21 protein-coding genes, 1 other RNA gene and 1 pseudogene (1 of these 23 only partly in view) are annotated in these 23,463 nt (G+C 64.2%); 17 read left to right on the top strand and 6 right to left on the bottom strand.

The window, feature by feature from the left end; all coding sequences use genetic code 11:
• Both GXP34_14720 and GXP34_14715 read right to left on the bottom strand, forming a co-directional pair.
• Positions 1-1,184, bottom strand: a 1,184-nt coding sequence (locus GXP34_14720; GenBank protein ID NOY57217.1) for a signal peptidase I, incomplete at its 3' end; no start/stop codon positions are given.
• Between the two features lie 324 nt (positions 1,185-1,508).
• Positions 1,509-3,293, bottom strand: coding sequence for an AAA family ATPase (locus GXP34_14715; protein ID NOY57216.1), 1,785 nt, complete (start codon positions 3,291-3,293; stop codon positions 1,509-1,511).
• A 175-nt stretch (positions 3,294-3,468) separates the two neighbouring features.
• Here GXP34_14715 and GXP34_14710 point away from each other — a divergent pair, with 175 nt between their 5' ends.
• From GXP34_14710 to smpB, 11 genes are all read left to right on the top strand, one after another.
• Positions 3,469-3,945, top strand: a complete 477-nt coding sequence (locus GXP34_14710) for a ComF family protein (protein NOY57215.1) — start codon at positions 3,469-3,471, stop codon at positions 3,943-3,945.
• 81 nt (positions 3,946-4,026) lie between these two features.
• Positions 4,027-4,569: a ribosome-associated translation inhibitor RaiA gene (raiA, locus tag GXP34_14705; protein NOY57214.1), complete on the top strand. Its 543-nt coding sequence runs from the start codon at positions 4,027-4,029 to the stop codon at positions 4,567-4,569.
• On the top strand, positions 4,566-5,219 hold the full coding sequence (locus GXP34_14700; protein ID NOY57213.1) for a response regulator transcription factor: 654 nt from the start codon (positions 4,566-4,568) through the stop codon (positions 5,217-5,219). Before raiA ends, GXP34_14700 begins: the two co-directional genes overlap by 4 nt.
• 2 nt (positions 5,220-5,221) lie before the next feature.
• Complete coding sequence (locus tag GXP34_14695) at positions 5,222-7,108, top strand: HEAT repeat domain-containing protein (protein NOY57212.1); 1,887 nt, start codon at positions 5,222-5,224, stop codon at positions 7,106-7,108.
• Positions 7,105-8,451: an HD-GYP domain-containing protein gene (locus tag GXP34_14690; GenBank protein NOY57211.1), complete on the top strand. Its 1,347-nt coding sequence runs from the start codon at positions 7,105-7,107 to the stop codon at positions 8,449-8,451. The genes GXP34_14695 and GXP34_14690 overlap by 4 nt, the downstream gene beginning before the upstream one ends.
• Before the next feature lie 153 nt (positions 8,452-8,604).
• Positions 8,605-11,241 (top strand): preprotein translocase subunit SecA, encoded by a 2,637-nt coding sequence (secA, locus tag GXP34_14685; GenBank protein ID NOY57210.1) that lies wholly within the window; start codon positions 8,605-8,607, stop codon positions 11,239-11,241.
• Positions 11,242-11,543: 302 nt separating this feature from the next.
• Positions 11,544-12,660 (top strand): peptide chain release factor 2 gene (locus GXP34_14680; GenBank protein ID NOY57209.1). Its coding sequence is split into 2 segments (ribosomal slippage): positions 11,544-11,603 and positions 11,605-12,660, totalling 1,116 coding nucleotides; the frame shifts between segments, so codons are not numbered across the junction.
• A 112-nt stretch (positions 12,661-12,772) separates the two neighbouring features.
• Entirely contained in the window at positions 12,773-13,474 is a 702-nt protein-coding gene (ftsE, locus tag GXP34_14675) for a cell division ATP-binding protein FtsE (protein NOY57208.1), read from the top strand.
• Complete coding sequence (locus tag GXP34_14670) at positions 13,474-14,349, top strand: ABC transporter permease (protein ID NOY57207.1); 876 nt, start codon at positions 13,474-13,476, stop codon at positions 14,347-14,349. Before ftsE ends, GXP34_14670 begins: the two co-directional genes overlap by 1 nt.
• 1 nt (position 14,350) lies before the next feature.
• Entirely contained in the window at positions 14,351-15,541 is a 1,191-nt protein-coding gene (locus tag GXP34_14665) for a peptidoglycan DD-metalloendopeptidase family protein (GenBank protein ID NOY57206.1), read from the top strand.
• Complete coding sequence (gene smpB, locus GXP34_14660; GenBank protein NOY57205.1) at positions 15,529-15,990, top strand: SsrA-binding protein SmpB; 462 nt, start codon at positions 15,529-15,531, stop codon at positions 15,988-15,990. The genes GXP34_14665 and smpB overlap by 13 nt, the downstream gene beginning before the upstream one ends.
• 97 nt (positions 15,991-16,087) lie before the next feature.
• Here smpB and GXP34_14655 read toward each other — a convergent pair whose 3' ends face one another.
• Positions 16,088-16,867 (bottom strand): TlpA family protein disulfide reductase, encoded by a 780-nt coding sequence (locus GXP34_14655; protein NOY57204.1) that lies wholly within the window; start codon positions 16,865-16,867, stop codon positions 16,088-16,090.
• Positions 16,868-16,947: 80 nt separating this feature from the next.
• Between GXP34_14655 and ssrA the strand changes: the two genes are divergently transcribed.
• Positions 16,948-17,302, top strand: a transfer-messenger RNA (tmRNA) gene (gene ssrA, locus GXP34_14650).
• A 57-nt stretch (positions 17,303-17,359) separates the two neighbouring features.
• On the opposite strand, the gene GXP34_14645 is transcribed toward ssrA, so the two are convergent.
• Entirely contained in the window at positions 17,360-17,587 is a 228-nt protein-coding gene (locus GXP34_14645) for a hypothetical protein (GenBank protein NOY57203.1), read from the bottom strand.
• A gap of 107 nt (positions 17,588-17,694) precedes the next feature.
• Positions 17,695-17,847 (bottom strand): hypothetical protein, encoded by a 153-nt coding sequence (locus GXP34_14640; protein NOY57202.1) that lies wholly within the window; start codon positions 17,845-17,847, stop codon positions 17,695-17,697.
• Positions 17,848-18,330: 483 nt separating this feature from the next.
• Here GXP34_14640 and GXP34_14635 point away from each other — a divergent pair, with 483 nt between their 5' ends.
• Positions 18,331-18,933 (top strand): hypothetical protein, encoded by a 603-nt coding sequence (locus GXP34_14635; protein NOY57201.1) that lies wholly within the window; start codon positions 18,331-18,333, stop codon positions 18,931-18,933.
• A gap of 405 nt (positions 18,934-19,338) precedes the next feature.
• Here GXP34_14635 and GXP34_14630 read toward each other — a convergent pair whose 3' ends face one another.
• Complete coding sequence (locus GXP34_14630; GenBank protein NOY57200.1) at positions 19,339-19,908, bottom strand: hypothetical protein; 570 nt, start codon at positions 19,906-19,908, stop codon at positions 19,339-19,341.
• Between the two features lie 662 nt (positions 19,909-20,570).
• Between GXP34_14630 and GXP34_14625 the strand changes: the two genes are divergently transcribed.
• The 4 genes and pseudogenes from GXP34_14625 to GXP34_14610 all read left to right on the top strand — a co-directional run.
• A complete protein-coding gene (locus tag GXP34_14625) occupies positions 20,571-21,437 on the top strand; it encodes an exo-alpha-sialidase (GenBank protein ID NOY57199.1) in 867 nt (288 codons plus the stop codon).
• A complete protein-coding gene (locus GXP34_14620) occupies positions 21,412-21,582 on the top strand; it encodes a hypothetical protein (GenBank protein NOY57198.1) in 171 nt (56 codons plus the stop codon). Before GXP34_14625 ends, GXP34_14620 begins: the two co-directional genes overlap by 26 nt.
• Before the next feature lie 352 nt (positions 21,583-21,934).
• Entirely contained in the window at positions 21,935-22,210 is a 276-nt protein-coding gene (locus GXP34_14615; GenBank protein ID NOY57197.1) for an AbrB/MazE/SpoVT family DNA-binding domain-containing protein, read from the top strand.
• 225 nt (positions 22,211-22,435) lie between these two features.
• Positions 22,436-23,463: pseudogene (locus GXP34_14610) on the top strand (hypothetical protein) (it continues 121 nt past the right edge of the window).

The raw sequence follows: 23,463 nt of genomic DNA, 5'->3' as shown, positions 1-23,463 counted from the left end.
TCTCCACGGGTCGTGATCATCAGGCCGCCGGGTGTGTCCTCGATGCGTACGATGCGGTGGGTCACCGGCATCGTTCCTTGCCGGTACATCACGATGTCGCCGATCGCGAGACCGGCGACATCGACGGGTTCGCGCACGATGACGACGTCGCCTCGGATGAGGGCCGGTTCCATGCTGGTCCCGGCCACGACCAGCGGTCGGACCCCGAGCACGCCGGTGAACAACGCCACGGCGGCCGCGGCGACGGCGATGGTCGCCACCCACCCGGGCCAGGCCTTCTGGACCGTTCTCGCCTGTTCGAAGTGGCGTTGGGGCTCCTCGAGGGCGTCTGCCGCCAGGGAGCGGAAGAGTGTCATCGCAACGATCGGCGTGATGACGCCGATGAGTAGCAGCCATACCCAGGGGAGGTCGGGCAGGATCGGGGAGAACCACACGAACGCGATGAGGGTGCCGCGATAGGCGATCGACGGTCCTGGTCCTCCGACACTGGCCATCCACGTGGCGACGCCGCTCAGGACGAGCGCCGGAACCAGCAGCCCGGCACCGGTCTGAAACAGGCGGGCCGGGTCGGCGAGCCCCGTGAACTGGCCGAGCGGGGTGGCGGCGACGAAGAAGATCACCGTGACCGTGACAAAAGCACCGTTCTCGAGTGCCTGCATCCGGAACGCGGATCGCGCTCCTCCCCGCATGAGCCGGGTGCGCTCGACGAACGGCGCCCAGACACGGAAGAGGTAGGCGCGCGCCATCTCGAGCCCGACCAGCATCGTCCCCAGATAGAGGACGTTCAGTGGATAGTCGATCAGCCTGCCCAGAGAGGCCGAGCGACCGAATCCGATCAGCACACCGGCGATGAGCAGTACGGAGACGTGGAAGATTCCGACGAGCAGGCCGGCACGGACGATGGTCCAGTGGAAGGGGGGCCGCCGGGGGAGCCGGCGCCAACCGTAGTAGGCGAGTACGGCGAGACCCGTCCAGAGGACCGGTTGGGCGACGTAGTAGTCGAGTCCGGGCGCCGTCCGCAGCAATGCGGGAAGCCCTCTGGCGGAGAGGATATAGGCGACCGCGAGGTAGGCGAGGACCGCTGCGGAGAGGCGGCGCGCCCGGCGATGCCCGTGGGAGCGGTCGGGGTTGCGCAGGGCGTGCAACAGTGCGGAGCGGGGTCTGCGGTGCCGTGGGCGGGTCACCGGATCGAGGCTAGCGATCGGCGAAGGACTGTGACCGCCGGTGCCGGTCATGTCGACGGAGTGAGGGGTGCAGCGGCGGCGAGCAACGCCTTGCCGGCCACGATGGCCGACGAGGCTCGCTTCCGTCGCTGATGCCTGCGGCGCACCTCGCCACGTCCTTGGTGTAGCGATTACCGTCCTCCGGATTCGAGGGGTTCCGCGGATCCGAAGGATCCGCGCTCGAGGTGTCAGCCCACCCGGCGTCGTAGATCTCGTAGTCGGTCGGCTCACCGTCACCTCGAAGCTGCTCGCGGCGGTACCGGATATCCGAGACCGGGCGTGTCCCTAGTGCTTCAGCGGGGTTTCGCGCAGGTCGATGACGGTGTCGCCGGATGCAGAGCCGATCACGTCGAGGATCTCCTGGTCGATCAGCTCGTTGCGCTCGATGAGGGCGTCGCGAAGCGCCTCGACGATGTGGCGGTTGGCGGACAGGAGCCGCGTGACCGACTGCTTGGCCTGGTCGAGGAGGTGTTCGATCTGTTCACGACCGTGCGAGTCGCTCAGGACCCTGGCCGTCAGGTTCCCTCCGAGCGGACCGGCGTCGAGTGCCCGGTACGACACGAGCGAGTCTCCGAGCCCGAGAGAGCCGACCATCTCGGCGGCAAGCGTGGTTGCAGAGGCGAGGTCCCCGGCAGGCCCGGTGCTCGAATCCCCGAAGAAGATCTCCTCGGCGACCATGCCGCCCATCGCGATCTGTAACAGTGCCCGCAGCTCGGATTCCCGTTGGGTGCGCCGCTCTTCGGTGAGACGGTGTGTCAGGAACCCGAGTGCTTCCCGGCGCTTGATGATCGAGAGAACTTCGAGGCGGCGCCCCTTGCCGACCAGGTATGCGACCGTTGCGTGTCCGGCCTCGTGGGTGGCGATCGCAGCCCGCTCCTCGGTCGGGTAGTCGACCGGTTCGGGAAGCCCGAGTTCGATCTCGATCCGAGCCCTTTGGAGGTCTCTCATGTCCAGGGCGCCGCGACCGTCCCGCAATGCCAGCAAGAGGCCCTCGTCGAAGAGTCGCTCGAGCGAGGCCGGCGTGTAGCCGAGCGTCGCCGAGGCGAGATCGTCCCTCGACGCCTCCAGTTCCAGCTCGGGGACGTGCGCTTTGTGGTCGAGGAAGTAGTCGATGAGCTCGCGCCTGCCGGTGTGCCCGGGCAGGTCGAAATGGAAGATGCGGTCGAAGCGTCCAGGCCTCAGCAGGGCAGGGTCGAGCGAGTCCGCCCGGTTCGTCGCCCCGATCAGCAGCACGTTCGAGTACTGGTTCGCCGGCGGCCGCAGATGGAGGTGTTCGGGAAGGAAGAGGTTGATGCGATCTCTGAACCAGCTCGCCATCTTGGTGCGCGCCAGGGGCTCGTCGAAGCTCTGCATCTGGATGAGCAGTTCGTTGACGACCCCTCCGGTGTCGGTCGCGATGGACCGGTTCACCGACAGGGACACCGCCGAGCTCTTCGTCACATTGGGACGTGCCAGCCCGATCGCATCGATCTCCTCGATGAAACCGATCGCCCCGCCCTCGATTCTGGCGGCCTTCCGCAGCGCCTTGAAGAAGGCACGGATCCGTTTTGCCGTCATTCCGTACCACATGCTCTGGAACGCGGTGGCCGAGACGAAGAGGAACGGTACGCCGGCTTCCTTGGCCAGCGCCTTGGCGGCGTAGGTCTTGCCGGTGCCTGGAGGTCCTTCGAAGAGCACGCCACGCCGGGGCGTCCCTCCCATGACCGTTCGGAGGCGCTCGTGGTCGAGCAGGATCCGCAAGGTGTGGCGGACCTCGATCAGCAGGTTGCCGAGGCCCTTGACATCGTCGAAGGAGGTTTCGATCTGTTCGGGCCGGAATGTCGTGTGCGGCGATCGGCGGTTGCCGAGCATCGGAGCGACCAGCGCGATCCCGATGAGCAGGATGATGAGGATGCCGGGAAGCCAGAACACCGTTTCGGGCGGCAGGTGCGGGAAGGTGGGCCACGGACGATGACCATTGAGGATGCGCCACCACATCCATGCTGCGATCGGTGCAAGGCCGAATCCGAGCCGGGTCAGCCTTCGCTGACGCTGCCGCTCCCGAGTTTCATGAACGTTCCCAGCCGCCATGCCCCCATCTAACCACAGAGAGTGGCGTCGTGCCACCATTTCTCGCGCAGAAAGCGTTTTCGTCAGGGGCGGGCCATAGGGTGAACGCATGGTGTGTCTTGTGTGTTCGCTCCCGACCCGAGAGATGTTGTGTGGCCGTTGCCGTGCATCCCTGCGGCCCGAGGCGGACCGTGTGGTGGGTGGATCGTTGGTCGTGCACGTCGCGTTGGCGCATCGTGGAGCCGCCAGGGTGCTCGTGCGCAGACTCAAGTACGAGGCGATCCGTGCCGCGGCGGCACCCCTCGCAGAAGCGATGGCGGCCAGGGTCGACGATCCGGGAGCGGCGATCGTTCCGGTGCCGCGCGTGCCCCTGCGGGCATGGCGGTACGGGATCGACCCTGCACGAGAGCTTGCCAAGGCCTATGCGGCCCTCGTCGGTCGGCCCGTGGTCGACGCACTGCGACCGGCGCCGTGGACCCGCCGTCACGCCGGCAAGTCTCGCTCCGAGCGTTCGCCCGTCGGATTCGGACTGCGCCAACGTGTGGGCCGACCCGTCGTGGTCCTCGATGATGTTCTCACGACCGGTCAGACCGTGAAGGCGGCCGCCGAAGCGATCGGCTCGCAGGTGATCGGCGCGATTACGGCCACCGGTGCGGGTAGAGTGGGGGTGTGATCCTGCGACACGCAGCACAGCCGGCCGCATCGCCTGCGGCCGCGCTTCGCAGAGACCCCGACCATCGACAGGAGGCTGGTCTTGGACGTCAAACTTCGTGGTAAGAATTTCCAGTTCGACGAGCGTTTTGCAGAGGTTGCCCGCACCAAAGTCTCGAAGGCGGCCAGGTTCTTCAACGGACTGGCGTCGGCAGACCTCGAAATCGCCAAGGAGATGAATCGGCGAGTGGCGGATCCGTTCAGGGTGGAGATCACCTCGCGTGCCGCCGGCTCGACGGTGCGGGTCGAGGCGGCAGGCCCGACGGCGGAGGCGGCACTGGACATTGCGACCGAGAAGTTCGGGATCCAGTTGCGACGATTGAAGGAACGCCTCATCGACCGTTCTCGCAAGGGAGGAGACAAACGCCTCAATACGGTATCCACAGACGTCGAAGAAGAGACGAATGGTCCCCTGATCGTCAGAGTGAAGCAGTTTGTCATGAAACCGATGACTCCAGAAGAGGCAGCCCTGCAAATGGAGATGCTTGGCCACGGGTTCTTCTTTTTCCACAATGCAGAAAGTGACACGTCGAGCGTCCTCTACCGGCGGCGCGACGGATCCTATGGACTGATCGAGCCCGCATGATCACCGTACTGGTCGTCGACGACTCTCCGCTGTTCGTTACCGGGCTTTCCGCCGCGCTCACGAACGCAGGGTTCGATGTCGTCGGCCAGGCCGAGGATGCGATGACGGCCTTGACGATGGCTCGTTCACTTCGGCCGGACATGGTCGTGCTCGATGTCCTGATGCCGGGCATGTCGGGGCTGGAGGTCGTCGGTCCGATCCGGGAGGCTTCGGGCGGCGCGAACGTCGTTCTGCTCACGTCCAGCGAATCGGAGGAGGATCTGCTCTCCGCCATCAAGTCCGGCGCCCGGGGATACGTCGTGAAGGACACCCCGTTTCCGGAGCTCGTCGAGTCGATGCGTGCCGTGTGGGAAGGCGGTGCCGTCGTTTCTCCGCGCATGGGGGCGAAACTGTTCGATACGGTCGCCGGCCTGCTCAAACATCGTGAGGTCTTCTCTACGCGCAAGCCGGAGCTGACCGGCCGTGAAATCGAAGTGCTCGAGCTCATTTCCTCGGGCATGACCAGTCGCCAGATCGGCGAGAAGCTGTACATCTCCGAGAATACGGTCAAGAACCATGTTCGCAATATCCTCGACAAACTCGGATTGCATTCGAGAAATGAAGCCGTCCTCTACGCTGTACGTGAGGAATTGATTCAGATCGGCGGGTAGATGTGAATGACGAGACGGGTGCCGCCGAAGTTGTCGAGGCACTCGCGGGCGCCTGGACCGTGTACAACCTGTACCCGGATCCGGAGACGCAGCCCTCGTTTCACCGGATCGGAGAGTCACTTCGCGCTGCCTTGGCGGCCGGGCACGTATGGCTCGATGTCGGGCCCGGGTTCTTCCTGTGTGACGACAAGGAGGTCCAGGTCACCCGAGATGCCGTGGAACGGTTCGCGCAACGGTGCTATGTCCACAACATAGCGTCGGTCGGCGTGACCGAGCCTCCGTCGGATCGTGACTTGGCCGCATTCATGGGCGTGCTCGCGCTGGAGGAACAGGCGATCGAACAAGGTGGGGGCCTTCCCGCGCTCCTCATGAGGGAAGGCATCGGCGGCATTTCCGTCGTCACGAAGATCCCGCTTTCCATCAGGGCCGAGGGGCCGACGTTTGAACGCGACGACGTGGTGCGCGATGCGATGGCCGGCGCACTGGATCCGGTCGAGTTCGCCGCCGCACTGGTTGAGGAGGCCGAGGGGGATCCCGCACGGCTCGCAGGGCTGTTCCACACACGTTTCCGTGAGACCTACCGGTTGATCGACGAGTCCGATGTTGCAGCTTGCGAGCAGGTCGTCCGGGCGTTCGTCGAGGCGTTCTTCTCCCTGGGTGAGCAGTTCATGGTGGCGGTTCTGGAACCATTCCTGGTCGCCTACGACGACGTCATCGACCGTCTCTTTCTCGACCAGTTCGCCGGCCACGAGCTGGCACGCATCGCTCCGAAGCTCGACTCGGCGGGCTTTGCGCTCCTCCTGGACTACGCACGGATCGCAACCGATGAGGCGGACCGTCGACCGGATGAACTTCTCGCATTGTTCGACACGGGTGAAGGCGCGGCAAATGCCGTGCAGATGGTGACCGCACGTGTCCAAGAGCGCCTGCTCGGTGCCGTGGAGGAGAGTCTCTCGGAGCCGTCCGCCGTCGCCGAGTTGCGACCTCAGTTCCCGGACCCGCGGCGCCACTTCTATCACACGCTCGACACGTTTCGCGGCCTGCTCGCCGTGGAGGATCGCAGTGATCGTTTTCGGCGGTTGATGCGTTTGCTCACGGGCAAGATCATCGCGAGTGTCCGGCGGCAGCACTTTCGCCACGCCGAGCTGTGGTTCCACAGTGTGGTCGACGCGCCGACGTATCCACCGGAGCGCAGCAGCGAGGTTCAGGAGGCTCTCAAACTTGCGTGCACCCGCGATGTGATCGAGTTGCTCGTCGACGAAGTCTCGGGCGAAGGCCGAGATGCCGCACGGCGCCTGGCCGAGAAGCTTGGAGCGATGAAGGTGGGTATCGTGCTCGGCCTTCTCGCCGAAGAAGAGGATCGTTCCCGCAGGAAGGCGCTGATGGACATCCTCGGCGCAGTGGCCGAACACGATCCGGGTCCGGTTCTGGCCGCTCTCGACGACGATCGATGGTTCGTCGTCAGGAACCTGGCGATGGTTCTTCGAGCCTCCGGCAACCCCGAGGCGGTGCCCGAACTGGCCAGGCTGCTTGCGCACGGAGACCATCGGGTGCGCGTCGAGGCCCTGAGGGCCCTGAATGCGATCGATCCTGGCGCGATCGAGCATGTCGGGGGTGCACTCGACGACGACCACGAGGTGGTTCGGCGTGCCGCCGTCGGTCTGCTCGCAGCCCGTTCGGGAGAGGAGGCCGAGGGCTATCTGATCGAAGCGCTGAAGGGCCGTCTCTCGTCATCGGAGAAGGAAGAAGTCATTCGGCATCTCGGGGAGTGTGCGAGTCCGAGGTGCGAGGAGGCGCTCAGAGCCGTCGCAGGACGCCGGTTCGTCCTCACCGGTCGAGGACGAGCACTGCGGGCCGCGGCCAGGGAAGCATTGGGAGTTGGCGCATGATCAGGGAACAGGCGGCCCGTACGGCACTTCGTGGCATCCAGGCGCTCGCGCGCCAGATGAGCCTGTACCCGACCGGCCACCCTTCGACCGGCGAGGCGCTGGAGGTCGCAACGACGGCCGCGGACACACTGGCCCGCAGGGAAGACGGTGAGGCGGTTATCACCATGCTCGGCGACACCATCCACCTCGGACGGTCGATCTTGCCGCATGCCTCGCTGGAACTCAGCAACCTTCTGCGGACGCTCCAGTCCCGGGGTATCGAATCGATCACGTTCAATGCTCCGGTCGCAGGCGCAGATGTCGCCGATCTCGGAGCGTTCATAGCCGGGTTGAGCGGTGACGTTCCCGCCGAAGCGACGATCCGGCTCAACGAGTCGCCGTTCACGAGAGCCGATCTGGAAACCGACGCCGCCGGCGGTGTGCGCAGGTCGTATTCGCGCTCGCTCGATGTCCTGCGCGGCATGGCGGCGGCCATCGAGCGCGATGAACAGTTCGACCTGTCGGGAGCGGCGGGGGCGGTCGAGCATCTCGTCGAGCAGACCATTTCTCAGCCCGCCGCATCGTTGTTGCTTTCGACGATGAAGAGCCACGATGAGTACACGTTCTTCCATTCGGTGAACGTCTGCATTCTCTCGATAGCGATGGGCCGGCTGCTCGGTCTGCCGAAAGACCAGATGTCCGCTCTCGCGATGGGCGCCCTGCTCCATGACATCGGCAAGGTACGGGTCCCGCCGTCCATCCTGCAGTATCCGGGCCGGCTCGATGCCGAGCAGTGGCGTCAGATCAAGCTGCATCCCCAGGAGGGAGCGGCGTCGATCCTCGCCGCTGCGGCACCGTATCAGGAGATCGCCGCGACGGTGGCGTTCGAACACCACGCCCGGTATGACGGCCACGGCTACCCGCCGGCCGGAAGACTGTCACGGGATCTGCACTTCTACAGCAGGCTGGTCGCCACGGCCGACACCTACGACGCGATCACGACCCGGCGCTCCTATCGCAGGGCAGAGACGCCCAACCGCGCCCTGTTCGTCCTGCTGACGGGCGCGGGCTCGATCTACGATCCGGACTTCGCCAGGGCGTTCATCGAGATGGTTGGCGTCTACCCGCCCGGATCGCTGCTCGAACTCTCCGATGGAGACGTCGTGATGGTCACTCGCGCCAACGAAAGCGGCGGCGTTTCCGACGTCGTGCTCGTGCGTCCGGCCGGAGAAGCGCTCCTGGACGTACCTGTGGAGACGACGATCGGGGAGCGGACGATTGCCGATCAGTTACTCCCGGACACGGTCGGCGTCGAGCCCGCCGCGCTGCTCGAGAGCGTCGGCATCATCGTGCAGATGGTGTAGGAAGTCGTCGGTCGTCGGCACGAGCCGTGGCGTCGCCCGGCGGTCTGGTCACGACCTTGGCTGCGGTGCCGAGTACCGAATACGGCGAGCGGAACGAGCCTCACGAGCGAAGCCCGCCGAGATAGGCCGGCGCGCCGATAAGATAAGTTGGCAATGTCTCTGATCAACAAAGTCCTTCACGCCGGTGAGTCGCGTATTCTCCGAGATCTCGGGCAGATAGCCGAGGAAGTCAACGCGCTCGAGCCGGAGGTCGAAGCGCTCGACGACGCTGCCCTGCGAGCCAAGACCGAGGAGTTCCGTGAGCGTTTGGCCGACGGCGAAACGCTCGATGACATCGAGGTCGAAGCGTTCGCCGTCGTCCGGGAGGCGGCGAAGCGGGTCCTCGGACAGCGCCACTTCGACGTTCAGGTGATCGGCGCAGCGGCGCTGCATGCAGGGATGATCGCCGAGATGAAGACCGGTGAAGGCAAGACCCTCGTCTCGACCATGCCCGCCTACCTCAATGCCCTTGGCGGCAAAGGCGTGCACATGGTCACCGTCAACGACTACCTCGCGTCACGTGACGCGGCGTGGATGGGTGGGATCTATCGATTCCTGGGATTGGAGGTCGGGCTGATCCAGGGAGCGATGTCGCCTGAAGAACGCCGTCCCGCCTATGCGGCCGACATCACCTACGGGACGAACAACGAGTTCGGCTTCGACTATCTGCGTGACAACATGGCCATGCGAATCGAGGACCTCGTGCAGCGGGGGCATCACTATGCCATCGTCGACGAGGTCGACTCGATCCTCGTCGACGAAGCCAGGACGCCACTGATCATCAGTGGCGTGGTCGCCGATACGGCCAAGTGGTATCGAGAGTTCGCCAAGATCGTGCGCCGGCTGACCAAGGACGTCGACTACACCGTCGACGAGGGCAAGCGCCAGGTGCTCACCACCGAGGAAGGTGTTGCCCGCGTCGAGCAGATCCTCGGTGTCGAGAACATGTTCGACTACACGAGCGTCGACTTCGTCCACCATCTCGACGCCGCGTTGCGAGCCAAAGAGCTCTACCTGCGCGACGTCGCCTACCTCGTCGACCATGGCGAGGTGAAGATCGTCGACGAATTCACCGGCAGGATGCTCGAAGGCCGGCGTTACTCGGAAGGTCTCCACCAGGCAATCGAGGCCAAAGAGGGCGTCCGGATCAAGGAAGAGAACCAGACACTCGCAACCATCACCCTGCAGAACTACTTCCGGATGTACGAGAAGCTCGCCGGAATGACCGGTACCGCCAAGACCGAAGCTGCCGAGTTCGCACAGATCTACAACCTGGAGGTCGCCGAGATCCCGACCAACCAGCCGGTGATCCGCATCGACCAGCCGGACCTCGTCTACAAGTCCGAAGAGGCGAAGTTCAACGCCGTCGTCGCCGACATCGTCGAACGCTACGAGAAGGGCCAGCCGGTGCTGCTGGGCACGGTCTCGATCGAGAAGTCGGAGCGTCTGTCGGCCGCGTTGAAGAAACGAGGGATCCCTCACGAGGTTCTCAACGCCAAGCAGCATGCCCGTGAGGCGGCGATCATCGCCCAGGCCGGTCGCAAGGGTGCGATCACCGTCGCCACCAACATGGCCGGTCGTGGCGTCGACATCATGCTCGGGGGGAACCCGGAGGGACTTGCCAAGGCCGCGGTCGCGAAGGCCGGCTACGAACCGGGATCGGACGAGTACGAGGCTGCACTCGAGGAGATGGAAGCAGAGTTCCGCCGGCGCACCGAGGCCGAACGCGAGGAGATTCTCGAAGTCGGCGGGCTGTATGTGGTCGGTACCGAACGCCATGAGTCCCGCAGGATCGACAACCAGTTGAGAGGCAGGTCCGGCCGTCAGGGCGACCCGGGCGAGTCGCGGTTCTTCCTGTCACTGGGCGACGATCTCATGCGCCGATTCGCCTCCGATCGGGTCGAAGCCATCATGAACCGTCTCCGGATCCCCGACGACGTACCCATCGAGGCGAAGATGGTCTCCAAGGCCATCGAGAAGGCCCAGGGGCAGGTCGAAGCGCAGAACTTCGAGATTCGTAAGAACGTGCTCAAGTACGACGAAGTGATGAACCGCCAGCGCGAGGTGATCTACGAATGGCGCAACAATCTGCTTCGTCAGGAATCGAGCGAAACGCTGGTTCGTGACTGGATCGAAGAGAGCATCCGGTCGACCGTCGAAGGCGTGCTCGGTGAAGCTTCTCCTCGTGACTGGGACTGGGACGAACTCCGCCAGCAGCTCGGTGTCTTCTATACGACCGGGCTCGGACCCGACTCCCTCGAAGCCGATCGCGGGATCGACGTAAACGACGTTGTCGAGGCCGCCGTGGAAGAGGCACAGGCACTCTACGACGAGCGGGAAGAGGAGTTGGGAAGCGAGACGCTCCGCAAGATCGAGAAGACGGTCGTGCTGGCCGTGATCGACACGAAGTGGCGCGAGCATCTCGCCGAGATGGACTACCTGCGGGCCGGGATCGGGCTGCGAGCGATGGGACAGAGGGATCCGCTGGTCGAATACCAGCGTGAGGGCTACGACATGTTCGCCGAGATGGTGGATTCCGTGAAGCGTGATACGGCCCGTTACCTCTTCCACGTGCAGGTGGCGCAGGAGGCCGAGAAGGCCAGGCAGCAACAGCGCATCCATCAGCAGGAGGCGGCCGCCGCCGGTGGCCGTTCCAGCCGTCAGGCGGTGTCGACCAAGGTCGGTCGCAACGAACTGTGTCCTTGCGGGTCCGGCAAGAAGTACAAGCACTGCCACGGCAAGAGGACCTGAGAAGAGGTACCTCGTACCTTGTATTTGGTGCTCCGTGTGTCGGTGCCGGCACGGAGAGATCAAGCACAGGTACGAAGCACGAGATACGGAATACGTTTCGTCGGTGTGTCCCGAAGAACCCAACCTTTTCAGATGGCTCCGGCGTCTGGCGACTGACCTGCCGGTACCTCGTATCTTGTGTTTCGTAGCGGTGCCTGGGGTGGTGTGAGCCTGCGGGGCGGGCGCAGGTTCGTTGCTGGTTGCCGTCGGCTGGTTGCTGGTCGCCGACAACGGACGACCACCCGCTACCATTCTCGACCGATATGGATATCGACCCCCGATCGCTCCTGAGTGAACTGCGTGCCCGTCTCTCCGATGCCCGGAGGTTCCTTTGACCTCGATGCCAAGGCAGAACAACTCCCGAAGCTGAGAGAAGCGGCGGCCTCGCCGGACCTCTGGTCCGATGCGACCCGTGCAGCGGAGGTCAACCGGACCTTGTCCCGTTACGAGGGACTCATTGCACACGTCGACCGCCTGGACACCGCCCTCGACGACGCAGAGGTGATGCTGGAGTTGGCGGGCGAGGAAGACGACGCCGGGGCGGCACGTGAGGCCGTCGAGGGTCTACTCGCCGCCGAGAAGGACCTTCAGAAGCTCGAGACGGAGTCGTTGTATTTCGGCCCGTACGACGAGGCGCCTGCAATCTTCAGTGTGCACGCCGGCGCGGGCGGTGTCGATGCGCAGGACTGGGCGGAGATGCTGCTGCGGATGTATCTGCGGTATCTCGAGGACAAAGGTCTGAACGTCGAGATCGACGAGATCACCCCTGGGGACGAGGCAGGCATCAAGTCGGCAACCCTGACCGTCGACGGTGACCACGCGTACGCGATTCTCGAGGGAGAACGCGGTGTGCATCGCCTGGTCAGGATCAGCCCCTTCGACGCGGCCCGGCGACGCCACACGTCGTTTGCGGGTGTCGATGTCATCCCTGAGGTGGAGGAAGAAGAGGTCGAGGTCAACCAGGACGACCTGAGGATCGAGACGTACCGCTCTCAGGGAGCCGGGGGGCAACACGTCAACGTCACCGACTCGGCCGTACGGATCACACACCTTCCCACCGGCACCGTCGTGACATGTCAGAACGAGCGTTCCCAGTTGCAGAACCGAGCCCGCGCCATGGCCATCCTGAAGGCCCGGCTCGGAGAACTCGCCAGACAGGAGCGAGCCAAGGAGCTCGAAGAGATCCGCGGCGACCAGGAGGCTGCGGCATGGGGCCGCCAGCTGCGCTCCTATGTCCTGCAGCCGTATCAGATGGTGAAGGATCTGCGGACCGGCGTGGAGGTCGGCAACGTACAGGGAGTCCTCGACGGTGACCTCGACCAGTTCGTGGAGGCCTACCTTCACTGGCGGCGCGAGAAACAGGAGCAGCAAGCCCAATGATGTGGTGTCGTCCAGGATGCTTGTTATCCTTTTTACCGCCCGGGGCGGAGTTCGGGGCGGAACATACGTCCGGCAGTTCCGATGTTGGGGCCGCCGCCGAAGTGAGTGGTCCATGATTCTTCTTGAAGGTGTCACAAAGGTGTTCGAGGGAGGCACCGTCGCGCTACGCGACATCGACCTCGACGTCAAGAAAGGCGAGTTCCTTTTCGTCGTCGGCCCGTCGGGTTCCGGCAAGTCGACGCTCATCAGTCTGGTGCTGCGTGAGCTACGGGTGACACGAGGCAAGATATGGGTGGCGGGCAAGGACATCACCAAGATGCCCGCGTGGAAGGTTCCCCATCTGCGCCGCTCGGTGGGGACGGTGTTCCAGGACTACAAACTGCTGCCGGCCCGAACCGTGTCCGAGAACGTCGGGTTCGCGCTCGAGGTGCTTGGGCGGCCCCGCTCGGTCGTGGACCGTCAGGTACAGCAGGTGCTCGAACTGGTGGGTCTGCAGACCAAGGGCGACCGCTATCCTCGCCAGCTCTCCGGTGGTGAACAGCAGCGTGTTTCGGTCGCCAGGGCGTTCGTGAACCGGCCACCGATCCTGCTTGCGGATGAGCCGACGGGCAACCTCGATCCGGCGACGTCGGTGGGCATCATGCGGGTGTTGGATCGTGTGAACCGTACCGGAACGACGGTGGTGATGGCGACGCACGATCATGCGATCGTCGATGCGATGCGCCGAAGGGTCGTCCAATTGGAGCGTGGCAAGATCATCCGTGACGAAAGCCGCGGTACCTACGAGAGCATCAACAGAGGTGGTGGTTCCTGATGCGACGGCTCGTATTCCTCGTACGAGAAGCGTTCTCCAGCCTGCGTCGCAATCTGCTCGTCATGACTGCCGCCATCGTCGCGGTGTTTATCAGCCTCACACTGCTGTTCGGTGCTCTCGTGCTCAGCGAGCTCGTCAAAGTGAACACGGATCGCTGGCAGCAGGGCGACCACGTGATCGTGTTCCTCAAGGACGACGTACCCGCCCAGGCTCAGATCGACCTGCAGGCGGAGATCCAAGGTTGGGACGAGGTGAAGGACACGTGGTTCTGCGACAAGCAGTGTGCCTACAAGGAATTCAAGGAGATGTTCGCCGAGCAGCCCGCCCTCCTCGAGAATGTCGACCCTTCGATCCTGCCGCCATCGATCCGGATCAAACTCGTGGACATCAAGACCTACAAAGACGTCACGTATCGACTGATCGACAATCCTGCGGTCCGCAGAGTCGTGACTGCCCCCGATCGGTTCGACCAACTCTCCTCTGTCACGAGCGCACTCAACTGGCTTGGGATCGGTTTGGCCGTCCTGCTCGGTATCGCGTCGATCGTGCTCATCGCGAATACCATCCGGATGGCGGTCTACGCTCGGCGGGACGAGGTGGCGATCATGCGACTCGTCGGTGCCTCGAGTTGGTTCATTCGTATCCCGTTCCTCCTCGAAGGCATGATTCAGGGGCTGATCGGTGCGGCACTCGCCGTGGGTGCGATTTGGACCGCACAGAGTTTCATCGCCGGCCGCATCCCGAGCACGTTTCTGATCCGGCTATCGGTCGGCAATGACTTCCTCATCAAGTGGAGCATCGTGATTCTGGCGTTTGGAGCGATCGCGGGTGTACTGGGCAGCGCCGCCGGCGTTCGCCGTTTCCTGAAGGTGTGACGTGCGCAAGCTGATCGTCGTAGTCGTGGTGGCGATGCTGGTGGTTCTGTCGATTCCCGCCGGTGCCACGTCCGATCCGGAACGGCGGCTGGACGAGATCGAGAAGCAGATCTCGGATCTCAACAAGAAGATCTCGGCCCAGAAAGGCGCGCGTACCGCCATCCAGAATGAGCTGGCGTCGGCCGGGGAGCGCCTGGCCGCGGTCCGGATCGAGCTGGACCTCGCAGAAGCCAGGGTGCGGGATGTGGAGGCGACGATTGCCGGCGAGGAGGCACACCTGGCAGCCGTACAGGCCGAGCTCGCCGACTTGGAGCTGCAGCTCGCCGATACACGGTTGGGCATTCGCGATACCCACGCCTTGATTCGTGACCGGGCAGTCGAGATGTACATGGGTGGCGTTCCCGATCTCGGGGCGGTCGTCTTCGGCGCCGGCGACATGACCACCGCCGCGTTGAGCGTGGACTACGCCCAGGAGGTGGTGTCATCGAGCGAGGTGCTGGTGAACGACCTCGAGGGTTTGCAGAGCCTCGAGGCGCGTCAGAAGGCGGGTGTGGAAGAGCGCAAGGCTGCCGTGCAGACGACGCTCACCGAGCTGGACCAGCGGCGCGCAGAGTTGGAGGCGGACCGCGTGGAGGTCGACATCCGCAGGTCGGAGGCGCAGGCCGAGATGGACCGCCAGCAGGAGCTGCTCGACAAGGTGACGCGTGACATCGGATCCATCGAGGGTGAGCTGACGGCGCTCGAGCGTGAGTCGAAGAAGATGGAGGCCGAGATCGCTGCTCGGCAGCGTGCCTCGGGTGAACGTCCGTCGAAGCTCGCGTGGCCCGTGAACGGGAGGGTGACTTCTCCGTTCGGCTGGCGAATCCACCCGATCTTCGGGACCAAGAAACTGCACACGGGCATCGACATCTCTGCCGGCTACGGAACTCCGATCAGAGCTGCCGGCTACGGGACCGTGATCCTTGCTCAGAGGTACGGCGGCTACGGCAACGCGACAGTCATCGATCATGGTGGAGGTCTGTCGACGCTGTACGCACACCAATCCAAGATCATCGTCAGGAACGGTCAGAATGTGAAGCTGGGAGAGGTGATCGGCTACGTCGGTTGCAGCGGATACTGCACCGGCCCTCACCTGCATTTCGAAACGAGAGAGAACGGCACCCCCGTAGACCCGATGAAATACCTGCCGTGAAAGTCGTCGCCACCAACCGCAAGGCGAGACATGAGTACGACATCACCGAAACGATCGAGGCAGGTCTCGTCCTGAAGGGCTCAGAGGTCAAGAGCGCGCGGGCAGGACTCGTCAACCTCAAGGACTCATATGTTCAGTTCAGGGATGGAGAGGCCTGGCTCGTCGGCTGCCACATCTCCCCGTACTCGTATGCCAGAGGTGGCGGGCATGATCCCGATCGTGACCGCAAGCTGCTCCTGCACCGCAGAGAGATCACCCGGATCGGCGCCAAGGTGGCCGAGCGGGGCCTGACGCTCGTGGCGCTGCGTGTGTACTTCAAGGATGGCATCGCCAAGCTCGAACTCGGCCTGGGCCGGGGGCGGGCCCATTACGACAAGCGTAGGGCGATCAGGGACAAGGAGCAGCGTCGGGAGATGGACCGGGCGGCTCGGCACCGAGGACGGACCTGACGTTCTGTTCCTGGGGGAGTGGGCTCGGTGAAGGACGAGCCGAGGTCTTTTTTTCTTTGGGCGGAGTGTGCGGAGGGTCGGGTGTGTGGTCGCGGCTCTACGACTCGGCGCCGATGGTTTCGAGCTGTTCGAAGATGGCGAGCATCTGGTCTTCGGGAAGGAGGCCCGCCGTGCGGCCCAGCACGGCGCCGTCGGGTGCGGTGAACACCCAGAAGGGAAATGCCGAGACGCCGAACTGGCGGGCCAGCGCCCCCGAGTCGTCGATGATCACCGGGAAGGGGAACTGCTGCTCTTGCAGGTACGGCAGCAGCGGGTTGGCGGCCGAGTCGTCCATGGCGGTCGTGATACTGACGATCTCCATGTGCGGGTTGTCCGCGGCGTTGGCTTCGTACCATGCCTTCACGATCGGAAGCTCCTTCTGGCAGTAGGGGCACCAGTGCGCCCAGATCAGCCAGGCTCGGGGCGTTCCGTCTGTCGGGTCGATCGTGTGGGTGGCACCGTCGGAGTACCAGACGCCGGAGACGTCGCCGAGAATGAGCCCTTGGGCCGGGTCCTGGCCTCCGCCGGGGAACAGCGGCAGGTCCTGGGAGACGACCGGTGCAGCGTCTAGGACCGGTACAGGTGAGGACTCGACCGCCTGGAGACGATCTTCGGTGTCGGTGAGCGAGTTCTGCAGGGCGGTCATCTGTGATTGAAGGCCGCCAATCCGACTCTCGAGTGCCGAGGCATCATCGTTTGCCTTTTGCAGGCTCTGGTAGAGCGTGAAGTTGGCTGCAAGAGCCACGACGGCAACCGCCAGGGCGACGATGCCGATCCATGTCCGTGGCCCGCGGGGCCGCCGGGCGGGTTCGTCGAACGGGTTGTCGAGCTCGGGCATACTGGTGACACGGTACCGGGTAGCGCCGAGAAAGGGGAACCTGAATCCCCAGGTATGCGGTATCGTGGGTGAACAACCGAGGGGCTGAATGGAATCGACTTGCGGAGTCGACACCATGTCCACCATCCGAGTTGCTCAGACTCGTTAAACGGGGCAAAGAGAGATCTGACAATTCAGAACTCGCCTACGCTGCGTAAGCGGTTGTAGGAACATCGCACCCCGCAAGGGGAGACGGGGCCAGACCGCGCAGCCTGGCAACAGAAGCGTGGTTGACGGCAGGGAAAGACCGCCAGACAGTTCGGAAGAGACGAACTGACAGCCGGCAAAGACCGGTGGGCCGCAAGGCCGACGGTTACCTCCACCGTGAGTGAGGATGATGGTGAGGGCGGGCTGAGACCCGTGAGGACCCGGGTTCGAATCCCGGCAGCTCCACTGTGGGGTGTTAGCGAAATAACGCCATTTTGTTGGTGAACAAGACGCAAGGACCGAGCGCTACCAGGGAGCGTTGCGACCGATCACGGTCTGTACCTTGTCGATGTCGCTGCGATGTACAAGCAGCCGGTACGGCTGAACTGCCCCGTACCACGGAAAGGTGCCGTCGTCGTCCGCAGTGAGTAGCTCGACCGTCAAGCCCTCGTCGTTGCACGCAGCAGCGATGAGATGTGCTCGGAACCGGTCAGGGCCGACAGGCACATAGACGAGATCGTCCTTGCGGTTCATCCGGCGTTCCACCATCGATCTGGGTCAGGCGTCGAGAGTCTCTTCGCCTGTTCGCCGGAAGGATCACGTCTGGACGTGCTACGTCGTTTGCCTTCCATTCGCACCGCTCACCACACGATCACACCGATCAGCACCAACAGGCTCGTCACGACGACGGCAATCACCACCGGCTCTCGCAAACGTCGCCCGCTGATGATCTCGTCGAGGCGATCCGCAACCGGCATGGAGAGTACAAGTCCGAGAACAGTCACTACCTTCACAACGCTACACCGTGCCCGCATCCCGGAGAACCGCATTCAGGTTCGCCGATCTGGACCCAAACGAATGTGCCGGCCTGGCCCAAGAAGTGTGCAAGGACCATCAGCACCTCCGAACACACCCCTTCCGACCAGGCGAGATTACGCCATTCTGTTGGTGAAAAAGACGCAAGGACCGAGCGCTACCAGGGAGCGTTGCGACCGATCACGGCCTGTACCTTGTCGAGGTCGCTGCGATGGACGAGCAGCCGTCACGCCGGCTCGTGACGGCGGAAGTCTCCTCGGTGCCCGAGCGGAGATGACCGGCGCCGGGAAGGCGTCTGTCTGGGTGTGCTGCAAGCAGGACAGGCGAGAGGGTCTGGTCTCCTTCCTCGGGGACCGACATACCGGGTGGGCATGGGGTTCGCGGTATCTCATTGCCGCTGCCGGGCCGACGCCGTACAGTCCGAACCGGATGCATGTCGGAAGGTGCACGAAGAGGGAACCATGCGTAGAAGACGAACAGCGGCGGGATTCCTTGTCGGGCTCGTCCTCGGCGCCTCCTGCTCCGGTGCACCCTCGCAAACGACGGCAGCGACGTCAACAGAGCGCGAGCCTGCACCCATCCAGGTGACGTTCCCGCTCTTCGAGACCAGTTGGCAGCCGGCCGACGACATGGGCCAGGTCGTGGCGTCGGCACGCTCTGCTCTCGTCAAAGCGGGTGGTTCCGTCCTCGTCCCTGCGTCTCTTCCACCGGGAGCCGGCACATCGACCGGACGGATGACCATCACTCGGACAGAACCGTTTCATCAGGTTTCCGTGGATGTCAATGTGACGTTCATGCGGGCTCAGCGAGAAGAGGCCCTCTCGCTTTCAAGCTATCCGACCGATCCGGAACATCCGACCTGCGCCGGCCGGGCGCTGGGGGAGGGAAGCTGGGATGCTGCGGAGCCTGTCGAGGTCCGCTCCTCGCCAGGCTGCAGGTTCACCAATGACGTTGGGCTGTCATTCATCGAATGGGAAGAAGGATCTCACCGGTACCACGTCGAGACGTTCATGACACCCGGCGATGCCATCTCGTGGCTTGCGAGTTGGAAGCCCCTTCCCTGAAGATACCATCAGGGCAACTTTGCTCTTGTTCACTCGTAGTTGTGGAGGCTGCATCTGTCGGGCTGGTCGCCGTAGAGGCCCTGCTCGGCGAGATGCGCCACAGAGTCGTGCAGGTGTTCTCGGATGGCAGGCAGGTCAACGGACTCGAGCGATCGATTTCCGCCTCGCACGGTGTCGGCTGCTGCATGCTTCTCGTCGAGACGCGCTGGTGTGCACGCCGGGTTCGAAGAGTGTGCAAGGACCATCAGCACCTCCGAACACACCCCTTCTGAACAGGCGGAAATACCCGCTCTTGTTAGCGAGAAAACGTGAGAAACCTTGCGGAGACGTCTGCGGCCTCGCCGACAGCGAGTCTTTCGGGTAGCGACCTGTTCGGTCCAGCCGTTCGGCACCGGGCTGATGGTGTCACCACCACCAGGTGTCGTGGGCTCCAGGTTCCGGTGAGGCTTTGCGTGACCCTTTCGAACGCCGGAGGCGACTTCCGAACAGAACCACAATAAGGACGCCGAACAGCACCAACGCTGCGGTCGCCACGGTCGATCCCGGGTCCAGCGGACCCGCCACATCTCCTCGCACCGAGATCTCGACCCGTCGGGGCAGCCTCACCACGTCGGCCTCATCGGGACCGGCGATGATCGTCCAGATCCCCGCACGAGGGAACGACAGGGTCGTCTCATAGACACCGACGTCCGTGCGTTCCATAAACGGTCGAAATGGGAACGAAGCCCCCGACTCGTCACGGACCTCCAACAGCTCATCCGGCCGATCGACATCCATCGGCTGATTCGCCTCATCGAGAACCTTCACCTGCACATGGATGAGGGAATCGGGCTGAGGGGCACGCTCTGTCACGGTGACAACGATCGTATGCGGCGACTCGGCGGCAAGGACCGGGCCGGCCAACAGTGCGAGGAACAGGACGATCCCGAGGCCGAATACGATGAGGATTGGTGCTATCGCGCGGTTTGGTCTCATTGTGGGGACCCGATCGTCCAGTGCGGGGTCTCCACCATCGATGCCGGCGATCTCAGCATGTGCACTCTTTGACCATATCTCATACTATGCCAATGTGTTGGCCGGGCAGCCAGCCGTAACCAGCTTGGCAGGCCGGTGCGGTGGTCGAGGCAAACGCAGACAGCGTGAGGGTCCTCATCGCACCTCCCTTCGGGGCTGTGCATAGACCGCTCCCAGAGCGTGCAAGGACCTTCAGGTCCTCCGAAGACACTCCTTTCGACCAGGCGAAATCACGTGGGGGCCTGCGTGGCGGCGGCCCTCGAGTGTGGGAGGGCCACGGTGTCTGTGCCGTTTCGAAGGGGACATTCACGATGTTGCGGCCGGTAGCCGATCCCCTCCGAGGAAACCAACCGGGACGGGGTGGGTAGGATTGGATACGTTGTGCGCCGTGTGTGCGATCGACGGAAGGGGGAGCGTTGAGGTCTTGGGGAGCTTGGGTTCTTGGGTTGGTGCTCGTGCTGGCAGCTTGCAGTGCCGGGCCGGCCGCTTTCTCGCCTGTGTGGTCCCGGGTTGCCGGTGACGACGTGTTGGGCGGGGAGGGTGCCCGCCGGATGTTGAGTGTGACGGCCGGGGGGCCGGGTTTGGTGGCAGTCGGTTGGGCATGGGTTCCAGCAGGTGGCGAGGTGAATGCTGTGATAGGTGGCGGTGATATGGATGCGGCGGTGTGGACGTCTCCCGACGGGGTGACCTGGACCAGGGTCGTCGGTGACGATGCCGCCTTGGGCGGGGAGGGTTTCGAGCACATGGCGAGTGTGACTGTCGGGGGGCCGGGGTTGGTGGCGGTCGGTTCGGTTACTTCGCCTTTGGATGGATCCAGGGTTGCGGCGGTGTGGACGTCTCCCGACGGGCTTGCATGGNNNTCCGCCGACGACACGGTCTTGGGCGGGGCGAGTGATCAGGTGATGTTTGCTGTGACCGCCGGGGGGCCGGGGTTGGTCGCGGTCGGTATGGTTTCGGCGGATGGTGGTGGGGATGCAGCGGTGTGGACCTCTTCTGATGGGCTTACGTGGTCGTCCGCCGACGACACGGTCTTGGGCGGGGCGAGTGATCAGGTGATGTTTGCTGTGACCGCCGGGGGGCCGGGGTTGGTCGCGGTCGGTATGGATTCGGCGGGTGGTGGTGCGGATGCGGCGGTGTGGACGTCTCCCGACGGGGTGACCTGGACCCGGATTGCCGGTGATGAAGCGGTCTTTGGGGGCGTGGGTCGCCAGCAGATGGCGAGTGTGACTGTCGGAGGGCCGGGGTTGGTGGCGGTCGGTTCGGATGCCTCCGGTCCGGGTGGCGAACCGAATGCGGCGGTGTGGACGTCTCCCGACGGCGTGACCTGGACCCGGGTTCCCGGCGATGAAGCGGTGTTCGGCGGCAAGTGTGACTGTCGGAGGGCCAGGTTTGGTGGCGGTCGGTTCGGATGCCTCCCGTTCAGGCGGCAACAGGGATGCGGTGGTGTGGACGTCTCCCGACGGGGTGACCTGGACCCGGGTTGCCGGTGAGGAAGCCGTCTTTGGCGGGGCAGGCGACCAGGTGATGTTGAGTGTGACCGCCGGAGGGCCGGGGTTGGTGGCGGTGGGCATGGAAGTTCCTCGTCCGGATGGTGACCCGGTTGCGGCGGTGTGGGTAGGTGCGAGGGAAGACTGACGGTCGGTCGGCTCGAGCATGGGCGGCTACCGATGGCGACCTGCACCGCAACCGGGCGAACGGCGCCGTTCGGAGACGTTCGCCGCGCTCCTGGCCGGCAGGTCCATCTGCGACCCGGTTTGCACTCCAGATACCGACACGTGTGAACCGGCGGCTCCCAACGTCCCGAGGCCTTCCGGAAACGATCCTTCTGACCGAGCGAAGTGATCTCCGCCGAGACCCCCCGCATCTGCGGACGGCGCTGTGAGAGTCAGGACGGGCTCCGCCCCACTCGTGGGCGACGATCGGACATCCGTACCACGCGACTATGTGAGATTCTGTCCCCCTGCGCGACACGGAGATGACGCAACGGGTGGCTCCGACCACCACGCTTCGAGACCGAGGCCGGCTGACATTTCCCGCCGAGGTCCGGAGACCAGCGCACCTCGAGGCTGGGCCCGTCCTCGAGTTCAAGGTGGAGGCGGGACGGATCGTCATGACGCCCAAGGTTCTTGTCGACGCGGGTCAGGCCTGGTTTTGGTCTGAGCGTTGGCAGACCATGGAGCGTGAGGCCGATGCCGACTTCGCCGGTGGACGTGCAGCATCGTTTGACGATCTCGATGGCTTCCTCGACGATCTCGAAGGCTGAGTGCACGCTCTCTTGCGGTACGAGATTTCCGATCCCTTCAAATCCGACTACAGGCGGCTTTCCGTCAGCGGGGGACTGCCGGCCGAGCCTCCAGAATCCTGGCGCGGACCAGACGGTCCTCGACGACGGGCCATCAGAGCCATGTCATGGGCTTGCTTTCGTTGAGCCACGTGGTATCGATGAGGCGGGACTGCAAGAATGATCGATGGACAGAGGGGGTGTCCGATGTCGGGTTGGATCAGACGGGCGGCGTTCCTGCCGGTTGTCGTCTTCTCTCTCGTTGCGGCGGCCTGCGGATCTCCGGTGGGTGTGGTCACGACAGGACCCACGCCGACGCCTGCGGCGGCTCCCGTGACCATTCAACTGCCGCCGGAGCGAACGACTCTGTCGGCACCTGACGGGGCGGGTCCGATCGTGGCGGTCGTGTGGGGGACGTTCGGTCAGTTTGAGACTGCGCCGCTGGTGGCGATCGACGAGTTTGGGCACACGCTGGCCTACGGTGCCTGGCCGGGCGGGGTTCGCGATGTGTCCGTCTGTCCCGAGTCTCGCAAGATCGTCGTTCTCGCCTCCGATACCTATGGCGGGCGGGTGGTGTCGGTGTGGGACCTGGCCGGTTTCACGATGGAAGACACGTGGCCGGTGGACCGTCCCGTGTGGGCGGTTCGCTGTGTGACCAGCGATGGTCGGCGTTCGTTGCTCTCCTTGCCACCGGCCGGCATGGATCCTTCACCACCGACCTCGCTCGGTCCGACAACCACGGTCCCGGCGCCGGTTGGCGGGCCGGCCGCAGGATCGAACTCGTGGTCGATCCTCGAGCTTGATCACGGTGTGATCACGACCCTCTATGACGCCGACGAGTACGGAAAGGTCATCGCGTTCACGAGGCGCTGGGCGATCGCCTCGCATGACACGAAGCTTTGGATCGTGGACCTCGTCGAACGTCCCCCGCGCGCCACCGTGCTCGAAACGACGTTCCCTGCCCGGGCGGCGATCGACCCGAGTGGCTCGTCGGCAGTGATCGCCGGGCAGTATCCGAACAGCGGCGACCCGGTCCGGCTCAGTCTGTTCCGGCTGGGATCGGCCCCGGCACTCATCGCCGAAAGGACGACCGGCAGAGCGACCGACGTTTCGGCCTGGACGACACCGCTCGTGTGGCTCGACTCGGACCGGCTCATCCGAGGCGACATCGTCTATGACCGTGACCTCGATCAGGTCGGCACCTGGCCGGTCCTGCTGCGCAGGCTTGCCATCGG

The organism is Actinomycetota bacterium, from assembly GCA_013152275.1.
In the GTDB taxonomy this organism is placed as follows: Bacteria; Actinomycetota; Acidimicrobiia; order Spongiisociales; family UBA4744; genus BMS3Bbin01.
Note: the sequence above shows the minus strand (reverse complement) of the source record. Positions and strands in the feature narration are given on the sequence as shown.